This is a genomic window from Allobosea robiniae, from assembly GCF_900102525.1.
GTDB classification, from domain to species: Bacteria; Pseudomonadota; Alphaproteobacteria; order Rhizobiales; family Beijerinckiaceae; genus Allobosea; species Allobosea robiniae.
In genome coordinates this window covers 20,312-33,773 of sequence record NZ_FNBZ01000012.1, presented here as the reverse complement: position 1 = coordinate 33,773, position 13,462 = coordinate 20,312, and the positions used below count along the sequence as shown (strand labels likewise).

The window sequence follows — 13,462 nt, the reverse complement described above, 5'->3', positions numbered from 1 at the left end:
CCAAATGGAGAGCAATGCCATGACTGGCCTGCTGCGCATCGAGACGGCCCAGCGCGATTTCGTCCCCGATCCGATCACGGATGACGAGGCGGCGGCGATGTTTCGCGCCGCAGTCAACCTGTTCCGGCTCTGGCGGATCACCGACGAGGAAGCCGCGGTCCTGGTCGACCTGCCGGTCAGGAGCTACCGGCGCTGGAAAGCCGGCGAGATCGGCCGGATTTCGCGCGACGGCAAGGCTCGGCTCTCGAACCTGATGGGCATCCACAAGGCGCTGCGCCTGATCTTCACCGAGCCGCAGCGCGGCTATGACTGGATCAAGCGGGCCAATGCTGATTTCGGCGGCAAATCGGCTGTTGATGTCATGCTCGGCGGCGAACTGACCGACCTGATGCGGGTGCGCCGCCTGCTCGATGCCGAGCGGGGCGCCTGGTGATCGATCCGGCGAGCCTGCCGATCGCGGAGATCGAATGGCGCGGGGCGGTCCGGATCATCCGCAGCATCTTCCCGCCGATCGACCTGTTCGAGGATATCGCCGACCCCGCCGACTGGCCGCTCCTGATCGCGGCTGAGCAGAAGACCAATCCGCGCCTGATGGAGACGATCGGCAATCTCGACCTCGTACCGGCCGACCGGCGCGTCTCGGGGCCGGGCGCGAGCTGGCTGATGGCGCCCTTCACCCATGTCAGCCCGGACCGGCCGAGCCGTTTCAGCGATGGCAGCTTCGGCGTGCTCTATGTCGGCGACCGCTTCGAGGTGGCGCTGCTGGAGACGATCCACCACCATGCCCGCTTCATGCTGGCGACGACGCAACCCTCGGGCTGGACCTCGCAATTCCGCGAGATCGTGCTTGAGGTCGACGCGGAGCTTCACGATATCAGGCCGCTCGAGGCCGAAGCCGCTGCGGTGCTCGATCCCGCCGACTATACCGCGAGCCAGGCGCTCGGCATCGCTCTGCGGGCGATCGGCTCGGCCGGCATCGTCTATCCCAGCGTGCGCTGTCCCGGCGGCGAATGCGCCGGGTTGCTCTATCCCGATGGTGCGGGCCACCCAGTGCAGGGGCGGCATCTCGACTATCACTGGAACGGCGAGCGGGTGGACCTCTACCGGGACCGCAGCGCCGGCGAGGTTTTCCGGATCGTCTGAAGCCTATTTCGGTGCCAGCCGGATCGCGCCGTCCAGGCGGATCGCGGTGCCGTTCAGCATGTCGTTCTCGATGATGCTGCGGGCGAGCGCCGCATATTCCGCCGGGCGGCCGAGGCGCGAGGGATGCGGCACGGAGACTGCGAGGGAGGCCTTGGCGTCGTCGGGGAGGCCGGCGAACATCGGGGTCTCGAACAGGCCGGGCATGATCGTGACGATGCGGATGCCGACGCCGGCGAGATCGCGCGCGACCGGCAGCGTCAGGCCGACAACGCCGGCCTTGGAGGCGCCGTAGGCGGCCTGGCCGATCTGGCCGTCCTCGGCCGCGACCGAAGCCGTGCAGATGATGACGCCGCGGCCGCCATCGGCCGTGACCGGATCGAGCCCGGCCAGCGCGACCGCCGATTTGGCGATGATCCGGAAGGTGCCGGTCAGATTGATCGCGACCGCCTTCTCGAAGGTTGCGAGGTCATGCGCGATCAGTTCGCCGGTGTCGCGCTTCTTCGAGACGACGCGGCGGCCGGGCGCGATGCCGGCGCAGTTGACGATGATGCGGGCGACGCCATGGGCGGCGCGGGCCTTGGCGAGCGCCTCGTCGACCGAAGCCTCGCTGGTGACGTCACAATGGGCGAAGACGCCGCCGATCTCCTTGGCGGTCGCTTCGCCGCGCTCGGCGTTGAGGTCGAGCAGCGCGACCTTGACGCCCTCGCTCGCCAGCATGCGCGCGGTCGCCTCGCCGAGGCCGGAGGCGCCGCCGGTGACGACGGCAGCAAGGGAGGAGTCGAGTTTCATGGCGCGTTTCCCGTCAATCGTGTTCTGAAGACGGTTTAGAGGGCGTTTCGTGCCGCTCCAAGCGGGTTTTACGGGTGGCCTCTTGTGCAGGATTGCGGCGGGGCCATCTTTCGACATGGCGGCTCACGAGGGAGCGCGCGATGATGAGCGTCATCGGACGCAAAGGAGCGAGACAGGGATGAGCGAGGGGTTCAGCGCAAGCTTCAGCCGCGAGGAGATCGAGGCGATCCGCAAGAGCCTGCGCGACGAGGCGAAGTTCGGGTCCGATTTCATGGCCCGGCTGAAGCGCGTCGCGAAGCGCATTCCGTTTGCCGGGGATCTGCTGGCGGCGTGGTTCTGCGCGCGCGATCCGGCGACGCCGCGACGCGTGCGGATGACGCTGCTCGCCGCGCTCGGCTATTTCGTGCTGCCGGTCGATGCCATTCCCGACATCATGCCACTGCTCGGCTTCACCGATGACGCAGCGGTGATCGCGGCTGCCATCGCGGCCGTCGCCGGCTCGATCACACCCGAGCATCGCGAGCGGGCGAAGCAGGCGCTGGCGGAGCTCTGAGGCTCCGTCACAGCGTCAGCACGATCTTGCCCTTCGCCTTGCGGTCGGCGATCAGCGCATAGGCCTCGGTCCAGCGTTCGAGCGGGATCCTGGCATGGACATGGGCGCGGATATGGCCGTTCGCCGCCCAGTCCAGCAGGCGTTCCATGTTACGGCGATGGGCGGCCGACTCGCGTGCGACGAACTGCCCCCAGAATACGCCGCGCAGGTCGCAGCCTTTCAGCAAAAGCAGGTTGAGCGGAATCTTCGGGATCTCGCCACCGGCGAAGCCGACGACGAGATAGCGCCCTTCCCAGGCCATCGAACGCAAGGCCGGCTCAGCCAGCTCGCCACCGACGGTGTCGTAGAGCACGTCGACGCCGCGGCCTTCGGTGAGCCTCTTCAGTTCGGCCCGAATGTCGCCCTGCGCATAGTCGATCTCCTCCTGCGCGCCGTGCTCGCGGGCGAGCGCAAGCTTGTCGGGCAAGGAGGCGCAGGCGATGACATGGGCGCCGAGCAAAGCGCCGATCTCGACCGCGGCGAGCCCCGCTCCACCGGAAGCTCCGAGGACGGCGAGCCGCTCGCCGGGCTTGAGGCCGGCGCGCTGGATCAGGCCGTGCATCGCGGTGCCATAGGTGACAAAGAGGCCGGCCGCCTGCGCATCGTCGAGCCGCTCGGGAATGCGGATGATCTGATCGGCGGAGACCGCGACCTTTTCGCGTGCAGCGCCGTAGCCGAGCCAGGCCGCGACGCGTTCGCCAATTTGCCAGCCGGTCACGCCTTCGCCGACGGCGCTGATGGTGCCAGCGCATTCGGCCGCTGGCGAGAAGGGGAAGGCCGGCCTGGTCTGGTAGCGGCCCTGGATGATCAGCGTGTCGAAGAAGTTGAGGGCGGCGGCCTTCACGGCGACGACGACCTCGCCGGGGCCTGGTTCCGGATCGGGCAGATCGCGGATCGCCAGGTCCTCGGCAGGGCCGTGATGTTCGCAAAGCAGGGCTTTCATCGTCGATCCGCCATTCGCCGTTACCGGTCCCGATTCTGGCATGACTGCAAGCGGCACGGAACCGGCCTGCCGCCATTCGTATTTTCGCCAGGATCGTGACACTCTATGCCGCCGTCCGCGCGATCCGCCCGATCAACAGGTGGTAAACGCGGTATTAAGATTTTTAGTGACTGATGGCGGTCCATGATCAGCTCGTTCCTCCGCATCCGCGACGCCGCTCCTTCCCGCTCCGCCCTCGCGCTCTGCCTGATGGCTGGCGTCTTCGGCGCTGCCGCCCTTCCGGCGCAGGCCGCGCCTGCCAAACCGAAGCCTGCCGCTGCCGCGGCCAGCTCGGGCCAGGGCCAGGCCATGCTGCTCGAGACCGCGGGTAAATGGCAGGCGTTCTCGTCCCAGCAGGGCCGCTCCAAGGTCTGCTACGCCCTGTCCAAGGCCGAGGCCCGCATGCCTGCCAATCTCAAGGATGTCGAAGGCCTGCTTTTCGTTTCGAGCCGGCCGGGCGAGGGCGTGCGCAACGAGATCAGCTTCGTCATGAATTTCGACCTCAAGGAAGGGGTCGAGCATCAGGCGATCATCGGCAGCGAGCGCTTCGCGCTGGTCGCCAAGGGCCAGAACATGTGGCTGAAGAACCCGGCCGAAGAGCCGCGCATGCTCGATGCGCTGCGCCGCGGCGCCGGACTCGAGGTCAAGGGCACCTCCAAGCGCGGCAACCCGACCAGCGACAAGTATTCGCTCGCCGGCATCAGCCAGATCGTGAAGCGGGCCGAGGACGCCTGCAAGTAAGGCGCTTCGGGCCATGGCCTCGGCCGCTCCTGCACCGGAACGCCGGCTGAAGGGCCGCTGCTATTGCGGGCAGGCTCGATTCGAGGTTGCAGATGCCTTCCGCTACGCCGCCAATTGCCATTGCGCGCAATGCCGGCGCACGACCGGATCGGCCTTCAAGCCCTTCGCCGGGATCGAGCGTGCCAAGCTCGCTGTCACCGCAGGGGCCGATGCCCTGCTGATCGTCGGGGAAGCCGACAATCACAACGCGCATTGCAGCCGCTGCGGCTCGCTGTTGTTTTCGGTGGTTCGCGACGGGGCGTATGTCCATGTCGCCCTGGGCACGCTCGACGATGCGCCGGGTATTCGGCCCGACCATCACATCTTCGTCGGCTCGAAGGCGCCCTGGTACGAGATCACCGACGACCTCCCGCAGTTCGAGGGGCATGCGAATTAGGCGGATACCGCCTTCGAATCGCGCAATTTCCGATTTTCTGTGATTTGTGCTAGGGAGCCGCGAAATCCCGCGCCTTCCCCGATGGGCGACGACAGAGCTCCGATGACCGCATCCGTTCCCGCTACCGCCGCTCCGGCGGCCGAACCCGTTTTGCGACGCCCCTCGCTGGTGGGGCGCACCCGCGCCGGCCTGACCGAGGCGCTGGCTGAGATCGGCGTGCCCGAGAAGGAGCGGCGCATGCGCGTCGGCCAGCTCTGGAACTGGATCTACCATTACGGCGTACGCGACTTCGACGCGATGACGACGATCGGCAAGGGCTTACGCGGGCAGCTCGCCGAACATTTCTCGCTCGATCTGCCGAGCGTCACGGCCGAGCAGGTCTCGACCGACGGCACCCGCAAATGGCTGATGCGGATGCCCTCGACCGGCCCGCATGACCGCGGCGCCGAGATCGAATGCGTCTATATCCCGGAGGTCGATCGCGGCACGCTCTGCGTCTCCAGCCAGGTCGGCTGCACGCTGACCTGCACCTTCTGCCATACCGGCACCCAGCGCCTGGTGCGCAACCTCACCACCGAGGAGATCGTCGCGCAGGTGATGGTGGCGCGCGACCGGCTCGGCGATTTCCCGAACCGGACAGCACCGGACGGCGCCTTCGTGCCGAATGATGGCGGGCGCTTCGTCTCGAACATCGTCTTCATGGGCATGGGCGAGCCGCTCTATAATTTCGACGGCGTGCGCGATGCGATCGGCGTGATCACCGACGATCAGGGCCTGTCGATCGGGCGCCGGCGCATCACCGTCTCGACCTCGGGCGTGGTGCCGCAGATCGGCCCGCTCGGCGAGGAGATGGGCACGATGCTGGCGATCTCGCTGCATGCGGTGCGCGACGAGCTGCGCAACGAGCTGGTGCCGCTCAACAAGAAATATCCGATCAAGGACCTGCTCGAGGCCTGCCGGAATTATCCCGGCCTCTCGAACGCGAAGCGTATCACCTTCGAGTACGTCATGCTGAAGGGCGTGAACGATTCCGACGCCGAGGCGCGTGAGCTCGTCCGCCTGCTCAAGGGCATTCCGGCCAAGATCAACCTGATCCCGTTCAATCCCTGGCCCGGCACGAAATACGAGTGCTCCGACTGGGACCGGATCGAGCGCTTCTCCGAGATCGTCTTCCGTGCCGGCTATGCCTCGCCGGTGCGCACGCCGCGCGGGCGCGACATCCTCGCCGCCTGCGGCCAGCTCAAGAGCGAGACCGAGAAGCTCTCCGCCCGCGCCCGATTGATGCTGGACGAGGCGCAGGCCGACGCGCCGGCCGTGGCGGCGGAATAAGCCTTGCTGCGCTGGATTGTTCTGATTCCGTTCGCCTGCCTCGTTGCAATGGGGGCAGGCGTGTTCTTCCTGGGCGTGGCGAGCTTCGCTTCGCCGGCCGTGGCGATGCTGATCGGCGGCGGTATCGAGCGGCTCGTCGACATCCTGTTCGGGCTCGCCGAAAGCGGCGTCGATCCGGGGCCGGCCGCGCAGGCGGCCTTTGCCCTGATCGCCCGGCTGGGGCTTGCGATCATCGTCGCGCCGGTCGTGCTGGTCGCCGTCGGTTCGGAACTGTTTCGCCTGCGCAGCGGGTTGCTCCAAAGCGGCTTCACCGGTCTGCTCGCCGCGCTGCTGCCGCTTGCCATGCTCAGGCTGTCGCGCGCGCCGAGCACGGCCGAGATCCAGATCATCTCCGGGCTCTTCCTGGTCGGTGCGGCGACGGGCTTCGTCTACTGGCTGATCGCCGGGCGCGGCGCTGGTGGCGAGCGCCCGGCGCAAGCCTAGCTCTGCTCAATCCCCGATCGCGACGCCTTCGCGGCGGCCATCGGCGCCGCCCAGAAAGCCTTCCGGTGTCTTGACGATGGCCTGCGTGCCTGAGGTCATCTCGAGCAGGCGGACCTCGTGGCCCTTGGCCTCCAGTGCGGTCTTCCAGGCTTCCGCTTCGGTGCCTTTCTCCAACTCGGTCGGGCCGTTGCGGCTGCCGAAATTGCCGAAATCGACGGCTTGCTGCGGATCCATTTTCCAGTCGAGCAGGGCAACCAGCGTTTTTCCGACATAGCCGATGATCTGGCTGCCGCCGGGCGAGCCGACCACGGCATAGAGCCGGCCGAAGGCATCGAAGACCAATGTCGGCGCCATCGACGAACGCGGGCGTTTGCCGGGCTCGACGCGGTTGGCGACCGGCTTGCCGTCCTCCTCCGGCGCGAAATTGAAATCGGTCAATTCGTTGTTGAGCAGGAAGCCGCCCTTGGTCATCAGGCGCGAGCCGAAACCGTCCTCGATCGTGGTGGTCATGGCGACGGCGTTGCCGTCGGCGTCGACGACCGAGATATGGCTGGTGCCGTTCTCGATCCCGTCGGAAGGGGCGAGCAATTGCGCGCGCTTGTTCGGGGGATCGCCGGGCTTGGCGCGGCCCATGGAGCGATCCGGGCTGACGAGACCGGCGCGCGAGCGGATATAGTCGCGGTCGATCAGGCCGCGCACGGGCACGCTGATGAAGGCGGGGTCGGCGAGATAGAGCGCGCGATCGGCGAAGGCGAGGCGCCCGGCCTCGCTGAACCAGTGCGCGGCGTCAGTGCCCGGCCCCATCCGGCGCAGGTCCTGCCCTTCGAGCACCCCGAGCATCTGCTGGAGCGCGACGGCGCCGGAGCTGGGCGGGCCCATGCCGCAGAGGCGCCAGATCCGGTAGGCACCACAGACCGGCTCGCGTTCCTCGACCTTGTAGCCAGCGAGATCGGCCAGCGTCATGTCGCCGGGATTGGTCGGATGGTCGGTGACCGTCGCGACGATGTCCGCGGCGATCGCCCCCTTGTAGAAGGTCTCTGCACCTTGCGCCGCCACGGCACGCAGCGTCGCGGCGAAGGCGGGATTCTTCAGGACGGTGCCGACCGCCTTGGGCTTTCCGTCCGGCTCGTAAAAATAAGCGGCTGCGAGCACGTTCTTCGGCAGATCCTTTTCTCCGGCCAGCAGCCCATTCAGGCGCGGTGAGATCGCGAACCCCTCCTCCGCCAGCTTCAGCGCGGGCGCGACGACGTCGGCCCAGGGCAGCTTGCCCCAGCGGCGATGGGCTTCTTCCAGCAGCTTCAGCGTTCCGGGCACGCCGACCGAGCGGCCGCCGACCACGGCCTCACGGAACGGCATCGGCTTGCCGTCCTTCATGAAGCGGTCTGGCTTTGCGGCGGCCGGCGCGGTCTCGCGCCCGTCCAGCGTCGTCACCTTGCGGCTTGCCTCGTCCCAATGGACGAAGAAGGCGCCGCCGCCGATGCCGGAGCTCTGCGGCTCGACCAGATTGAGGACGAGCTGGATGGCAATGGCGGCATCTGTGGCGCTGCCGCCGGCGCGCAGGATGTCGCGCCCGGCCGTCGCGGCCAACGGATTGGCGGCGGCGGCCATGAAGCGCTGGGCCGTTCCCAACGTCTTGACGGTGCGCCCGGTCGCGGCTTCGGGAGCGGGCGCCTGTGGCTGGGCGACGGCGATCTGGGCGGCCAGCAAGGCGGGGAGCAGGGAGAGGAAAAGAGACAGGCGCATGGCGAAGCTCCGGTGAGGAATCGCAGGATAGGCCATTCGCCGCGACCTGACAGCTTGGATGGGCGGGCGCTGGCGGGTAAGGTCCGAATCGATTGTTCTGACGTTGCCAAAAGGGGTTTTCGGCATGTCTTTCGCGACCCATCTTCGCCGCCCGCTCGCCTGGCTTGTCCTCGGCATGTTCGGCCTCGTGCTCGCCGGCTGCGGCTACAACAACGTGCCGACGCTGGAGGAAAAGGCGAAAGCCGCCTGGTCGGAGGTGCAGAACCAGTATCAGCGCCGCGCCGACCTGATCCCGAATCTCGTCGAGACCGTAAAGGGTTATGCCGCGCAGGAGCGCGAGGTGCTGACCGCCGTGGTCGAGGCCCGCGCCAAGGCGAGCCAGGTCAAGGTCGATGCCTCGACCATCAATGACCCCGTGAAGTTCAAGGAATACCAGGACGCGCAGAACCAGCTCACCGGCGCGCTCGGGCGGCTGCTCGTCACGGTCGAGCGCTATCCGGAGCTGAAGTCCAACCAGAACTTCCTGGCCTTGCAGTCGCAGCTCGAGGGCACGGAGAACCGCGTCGCGGTGGCACGGCGCGACTACATCCAGGCGGTGCAGGCCTTCAACACCGAGATCCGCACCTTCCCGGGCGTGATCTGGGCAAAGCTGTTCTGGGGCGCCAAGCCGATGGAGACCTTCACGGCGACCGCCGGCGCGGAGCGGCCGCCCGCGGTGAAGTTCTGAGGTCGATCGGCTGAAGCCGGTGGTATCCGCTCGCACGTCATGCTCGGGCTTGACCCGAGCATCTCCTGCCCGAGATTCTCGGGTCTGCGCTGCGCTGCGCCCGAGAATGACGCTCTGGCATACGGTTGCCGCCCTGCTTCTTCTCCTCTGTGGACTCCCCGCGCTCGCCGCCGAGCCGACCTATCCTGCGCTGACCGGGCGCGTGGTCGATGGCGCCAACCTGCTGGCACCGGACGTCCGGCAGCGGATCGAGGACAAGCTCAAGGCGCATGAGGACAAGACCTCCGACCAGGTCGTCGTCGCGACCGTGCCCTCGCTGCAGGACATCACCATCGAGGATTTCGCCAACGGCCTCTTCCGCCACTGGCAGCTCGGGGAAAAGGCGAAGAACAACGGCGCGCTGCTGATCGTCGCGCCGAAGGAACGCAAGGTCCGCATCGAGGTCGGCTACGGGCTGGAAGGGGCCCTGACCGATGCGCTCTCGAAGGTCATCATCACCACGGCGATCGCGCCGAAATTCAAGACCGGCGATTTCGCCGGGGGAATCGAGGCCGGGGTCGACGCGATCCTGACCATTCTCGCTGGAGATGCCGAGGAATGGCAGCGCCGCGCCGAGGTGCGCTCGGACGAGAGCACGCTGGGCGAGGATATCGCGGTGGTCATCGCGATGATCCTGATCTTCCTGTTCATCGTCGCCTTCCTGCGTGGCCTGAGCCGGCAGGGCGGCGCGCGCCGGCATCGTCTGCGCAACGGGCAGTGGGTGACGCTGCCACAGAGCACGGGCTGGAGCACCGGTTCGGGGTCCAGTTCGGGCTGGAGCGGCGGCGGAGGCGGCTGGAGCTCGGGCGGCGGTGGGTTTTCGGGTGGCGGCGGCTCGTCTGGCGGCGGCGGGGCTTCGGGAGACTGGTGATGGACGCAGCCGACAGGGACGCGATCGCGGAGGCCGTGCGCCGGGCCGAGTTGCAGACGGCCGGCGAGATCGTCGTGGTGATCGACCGGGCGGCGTCGAGCTATCGCAATATCCCGGTGATGCTGGCGTTGACGTTGGCGCTGGTCGTGCCGTGGCCGCTCCTGTCGCTGACGGTGATGAGCGCGCAGCGGATTTTCCTGATCCAGTTGCTTTGCGCCGTCGGCCTGCTGGCGAGCCTGCTCTGGTATGGCCGCGGCGGGCGCTTCGTGCCCGGTTTCGTCAAGCGCGGGCGCGCGCATGATGTGGCGCTACGCGAGTTCACGGCGCGTGGCCTGACCCGGACGAAGGGGCGCACCGGCGTGCTGCTCTATATCGCCTTGCAGGAGCGCTATGCGGAGATCCTCGCCGATACCGGCATCGACGGGCTGGTCGAGAAGGATACCTGGCGCGGCATCATCGAACCCCTGCTCGCGGCGGCGCGGGAGGATCGATTGACCGAAGGGCTGATCGCGGCTGTCGGCTCGGTCGGGACGGTACTGGGGCAGCATGTGCCACCCGTGCCCGGCGATACCAACGAGCTCTCGAACAAGGTGATCCTGCTTTAGATCGCAGCGCGCTGAAGCTCAGCGCTTCGCCGGCCCCTTGGCGGCGCCGAGGATCGCGCCGGGCATCATATGGCCGTACTTGCTGGGGCGCTCGGCCTGGACGATGACGACATAGCCGTCGGCCTCGGGTGCCTCGGTCGCCGAGAGCGGCGCGGTGACGGTCGTCTCCTTGCCGGTCCAGTCGCCGACGCGGACCATGCCACGCACGACATTGGCGTAGGACAGCGTGCGGCCCTGGTTCTCACCGCGCGCAATCGGCACGGCAGCCTGATGCGTGGTCGGCAATACCCAGATACCGGCGGTGGCCTCGCTCTCGCCTCCGATCGGAGCGACCTGGATCTGGAGCGCGCCGTTCTCTTCCTTCAGGGCGATCCGGGCAGCGAACCCTGTCGCCGCGAACTGGCTCACCGCCTTTTCGATCTCGGCCCGCTCCGAGCCGATGGCATGGGCTGCGCCGTTGATGACGACCTGCGGGGTGTAGACCTGCCCGTCGCCACGGGCCTTGGCGTAGAATTTCTGGCGCTTGGCGAAGGAATCCTTGCCGAGCGTGTCCTTCCAGCCGAGATAATCCCAATAGGTCACCGGCAGGGTGAGCGCGATCAGCTCGGGGTCCTTGGCCAGCTCGACGACGAGCGCATCGGCCGGCGGGCAGGATGAGCAGCCCTGGCTGGTGAAGAGCTCGATCACCGCCTTGGGAGGCTTCGCGGGCGTCTGCGCCTGGGCCGCCGCCATGCCGAGGGCAAGGGCTGCAACGGTCGCTGCGAGATGGCGCGGGCGAGGGGACATGATCAGGACTCTGCGGACGACTTCTTTTCCGGAGGTTACCAAAGCCCGTAATCCCGTCACGAGGGAAATCACGTTGCCTTGAAAACCGGCACGGTCGCGTGAGCGTGATCGAAGGCCTCGCGCGCGGCAGCCGAGATCATGTTGGGCCGCCAGCGGCGATGCATCCAGAGCCATTGCTCGGGATATTCGCGCACCCAGCCCTCGACGACGGCCGTCATCATCGCCATCGCACCCTGCACGTCGATCTCGCCATTGGCGTCGCGCGGCAGGTCGAGCGGCGGGGTCAGCTCCAGCCGGAAACGGTGGTTCGGCAGGCGGATGACGCGCACGCCATGGACCGGGCATTCGAAGCGCCTGGCGAATTTGCCCATGATCGGGTTGGTCAGGGCCGGGCGGCCGAAGAACGGGACAACCACGCCACGGGTGAAATGCTGGTCGATCAGCATGCCCAGATGGCCGCCATTCTCCAGTACGCCCTGCATGGCAAAGGCGGCGCCTTGCTTCGCGGCGGCAAGCCCACCCATCGCGCCCGAACGGATCTCGTGGACGACGGCGGCGATCGCCGGGTCGTTGGGAGCCCGGAAGACGGCGGTGGTTTCGAGGTCGTAGGCCTGGGCGCAGATCGCCGGCAGCTCCCAGTTGGCGAGATGGGTCGAGAAGATCAGGCCCGGCTTCTCATCGTCCTTGAGCGTGATGAAGTGCTCGATGCCCTTGACCTCGACGCGCGAGGGCTTGTCGGGGTTGTGGTAGTCGTAATCGAAGAGGGTCTTCAGATGGGCGTATTCTCCGGCGACGCGGCCGAGATTCTCCCAGGCGCCGCGCGCGATGCGCCTGACCTCGGCCTCGTCCTTCTCGGGGAAGGCTGCGCGGATATTGGCGAGTGCGACGCGGTTGACCGGGATCAGCGGGCTTGCGCTGCGCAGAAGCCAGCCGCCGAGATCGCTGGCGCGCTCGGGCCCGAGCAGGCGCAGGAAGCCGAACAGGGCGCGGATCACGCCGATCATCACCGCGGCGCCGGCGCGCGCGGCGATAGCCTTCAATCGTCTCAAGGTCGGTCCTGCGTGAAACGCCCGTGCCGAGAGCAAGACCGGGCCTAAAAAGGCGATCTGGGGCAGGAAGCCGCCCGCGTCAAGTCCTTGGCGGGAAACAGGTCCCGGTCAGAAGGCGATGACGACCTTGCCGAAGACCTTGCGGCCCTCGATCCGGGCAAGGCCCTTCTCGAATTCGGCGAGTGGGAAGACCGAGTCGATCACCGGCTTCATGCCGCCGGCCATCTTCTCCAGCGACTGCGCGATGTTCTCGATGCGGCAGCCGAAGGAGCCGGTGATCCGGTATTGCTGCTGGAAGAGCTGCATCAGGTTGATCGTCGCCGAGGGGCCGGAGGTCGCGCCGCAGGTGACGAGCCGGCCGCCGCGCTTCAGGCAGAGCAGCGAGCCGTTCCAGGTGTCGGCTCCAACGTGTTCGAACACGACATCGACGCCTTTGCGCCCCGTGAGCTTGCGCACGACGCCTTCGAAGCGGTCCTCGCGGTAATTGATGACATGGTCGGCGCCGAGTGCCTTGGCCTTGGCGCCCTTCTCGTCGTCGCCGACGGTCGTGTAGACGGTGCAGCCGATCGCCTTGGCCATCAGGATCGCGGCGGTACCGATGCCGGAGCCGCCGGCGTGGACGAGCACGGATTCGCCGGGCTCCAGCTTCGCATTGTCGAACAGCATGTGCTGGACCGTGCCGAAGCCGATCGGGGCGCAGGCGGCATCCTCGAAGGAAACGCCCTTGGGCGCCTTGATGGTGAGGCGGGCCGGGCGGTTCAGCAATTCGCGGGCGAAGCCGTCGATATGGAAGCCCATGATGCCGGCGACGTTTTCGCAGAGATTGTCGCGGCCTTCGCGGCAGGCCTTGCACTGGCCGCAGGTATCGGCGCCATAGGCCGTCACGGTGTCACCGGGCGCGAAGCCGGTCACGCCCTCGCCGACGCAGACGATCTCGCCGGCGGCCTCGACGCCTGCCGCCTGCGGCATCTTGCGCTTGGCGAAGGCCATGCCGCGGAAGCCCCAGAGGTCGAGATAGTTCAGGCCCACCGCCTTGATGCGGATCTGCACCTCGCCCGGAGCGGGCGGCGGCGGCGGCTCGATCTCTTCCAGGCGCAGGTCGCGATCGCCGTGGAGCTGGAGGGAACGCATCGGTTTTCGACCTTTC

The 13,462-nt window shown here is 67.5% G+C and carries 16 protein-coding genes; 10 read left to right on the top strand and 6 right to left on the bottom strand.

The genetic code is table 11. From position 1 onward, the window contains the following. The first annotated feature begins 19 nt into the window (after positions 1-19). Both BLQ70_RS24155 and BLQ70_RS24150 read left to right on the top strand, forming a co-directional pair. Positions 20-433 carry an MbcA/ParS/Xre antitoxin family protein gene (locus tag BLQ70_RS24155; protein WP_091862599.1) on the top strand — a complete coding sequence of 138 codons (414 nt, stop codon included), beginning with the start codon at positions 20-22 and terminating at the stop codon, positions 431-433. Further along, on the top strand, positions 430-1,143 hold the full coding sequence (locus BLQ70_RS24150) for an RES family NAD+ phosphorylase (RefSeq protein ID WP_091862542.1): 714 nt from the start codon (positions 430-432) through the stop codon (positions 1,141-1,143). Before BLQ70_RS24155 ends, BLQ70_RS24150 begins: the two co-directional genes overlap by 4 nt. Positions 1,144-1,146: 3 nt before the next feature. Here BLQ70_RS24150 and BLQ70_RS24145 read toward each other — a convergent pair whose 3' ends face one another. Continuing rightward, complete coding sequence (locus tag BLQ70_RS24145; protein WP_091862539.1) at positions 1,147-1,932, bottom strand: SDR family NAD(P)-dependent oxidoreductase; 786 nt, start codon at positions 1,930-1,932, stop codon at positions 1,147-1,149. Between the two features lie 178 nt (positions 1,933-2,110). On the opposite strand from BLQ70_RS24145, the gene BLQ70_RS24140 reads away from it, so the two are divergent. Then, positions 2,111-2,485, top strand: a complete 375-nt coding sequence (locus BLQ70_RS24140; RefSeq protein WP_091862537.1) for a YkvA family protein — start codon at positions 2,111-2,113, stop codon at positions 2,483-2,485. A 7-nt stretch (positions 2,486-2,492) separates the two neighbouring features. On the opposite strand, the gene BLQ70_RS24135 is transcribed toward BLQ70_RS24140, so the two are convergent. Next, positions 2,493-3,467, bottom strand: a complete 975-nt coding sequence (locus BLQ70_RS24135; RefSeq protein ID WP_091862534.1) for an NADPH:quinone oxidoreductase family protein — start codon at positions 3,465-3,467, stop codon at positions 2,493-2,495. Between the two features lie 183 nt (positions 3,468-3,650). Here BLQ70_RS24135 and BLQ70_RS24130 point away from each other — a divergent pair, with 183 nt between their 5' ends. The 4 genes from BLQ70_RS24130 (at position 3,651) to BLQ70_RS24115 (ending at position 6,495) form a co-directional block, all read left to right on the top strand. Then, a complete protein-coding gene (locus BLQ70_RS24130) occupies positions 3,651-4,247 on the top strand; it encodes a hypothetical protein (RefSeq protein ID WP_061966510.1) in 597 nt (198 codons plus the stop codon). Between the two features lie 13 nt (positions 4,248-4,260). Continuing rightward, positions 4,261-4,683 (top strand): GFA family protein, encoded by a 423-nt coding sequence (locus BLQ70_RS24125; protein ID WP_091862531.1) that lies wholly within the window; start codon positions 4,261-4,263, stop codon positions 4,681-4,683. A gap of 102 nt (positions 4,684-4,785) precedes the next feature. Further along, complete coding sequence (rlmN, locus tag BLQ70_RS24120) at positions 4,786-6,012, top strand: dual-specificity RNA methyltransferase RlmN (RefSeq protein ID WP_244512143.1); 1,227 nt, start codon at positions 4,786-4,788, stop codon at positions 6,010-6,012. A gap of 3 nt (positions 6,013-6,015) precedes the next feature. After that, entirely contained in the window at positions 6,016-6,495 is a 480-nt protein-coding gene (locus BLQ70_RS24115; protein WP_091862524.1) for a hypothetical protein, read from the top strand. Positions 6,496-6,501: 6 nt separating this feature from the next. On the opposite strand, the gene ggt is transcribed toward BLQ70_RS24115, so the two are convergent. Then, entirely contained in the window at positions 6,502-8,238 is a 1,737-nt protein-coding gene (gene ggt, locus BLQ70_RS24110; protein ID WP_210184349.1) for a gamma-glutamyltransferase, read from the bottom strand. A 175-nt stretch (positions 8,239-8,413) separates the two neighbouring features. Between ggt and BLQ70_RS24105 the strand changes: the two genes are divergently transcribed. The 3 genes from BLQ70_RS24105 to BLQ70_RS24095 all read left to right on the top strand — a co-directional run bounded on the left by BLQ70_RS24105 (position 8,414) and on the right by BLQ70_RS24095 (position 10,480). Next, positions 8,414-8,965, top strand: a complete 552-nt coding sequence (locus BLQ70_RS24105; RefSeq protein ID WP_244492769.1) for a LemA family protein — start codon at positions 8,414-8,416, stop codon at positions 8,963-8,965. Positions 8,966-9,071: 106 nt separating this feature from the next. Then, positions 9,072-9,875: a TPM domain-containing protein gene (locus BLQ70_RS24100; protein WP_091862518.1), complete on the top strand. Its 804-nt coding sequence runs from the start codon at positions 9,072-9,074 to the stop codon at positions 9,873-9,875. After that, positions 9,875-10,480, top strand: coding sequence for a TPM domain-containing protein (locus tag BLQ70_RS24095; RefSeq protein ID WP_091862515.1), 606 nt, complete (start codon positions 9,875-9,877; stop codon positions 10,478-10,480). Before BLQ70_RS24100 ends, BLQ70_RS24095 begins: the two co-directional genes overlap by 1 nt. 18 nt (positions 10,481-10,498) lie before the next feature. Here the strand turns inward: BLQ70_RS24095 and BLQ70_RS24090 are convergent, their stop codons facing one another. The 3 genes from BLQ70_RS24090 to BLQ70_RS24080 all read right to left on the bottom strand — a co-directional run bounded on the left by BLQ70_RS24090 (position 10,499) and on the right by BLQ70_RS24080 (position 13,446). After that, positions 10,499-11,266, bottom strand: coding sequence for a DUF1223 domain-containing protein (locus tag BLQ70_RS24090; RefSeq protein ID WP_091862512.1), 768 nt, complete (start codon positions 11,264-11,266; stop codon positions 10,499-10,501). A 68-nt stretch (positions 11,267-11,334) separates the two neighbouring features. Beyond that, complete coding sequence (locus tag BLQ70_RS24085; RefSeq protein WP_425284637.1) at positions 11,335-12,315, bottom strand: lipid A biosynthesis lauroyl acyltransferase; 981 nt, start codon at positions 12,313-12,315, stop codon at positions 11,335-11,337. A 108-nt stretch (positions 12,316-12,423) separates the two neighbouring features. Continuing rightward, positions 12,424-13,446 carry a zinc-binding dehydrogenase gene (locus BLQ70_RS24080; protein WP_091862509.1) on the bottom strand — a complete coding sequence of 341 codons (1,023 nt, stop codon included), beginning with the start codon at positions 13,444-13,446 and terminating at the stop codon, positions 12,424-12,426. Between the last annotated feature and the right edge of the window lie 16 nt (positions 13,447-13,462).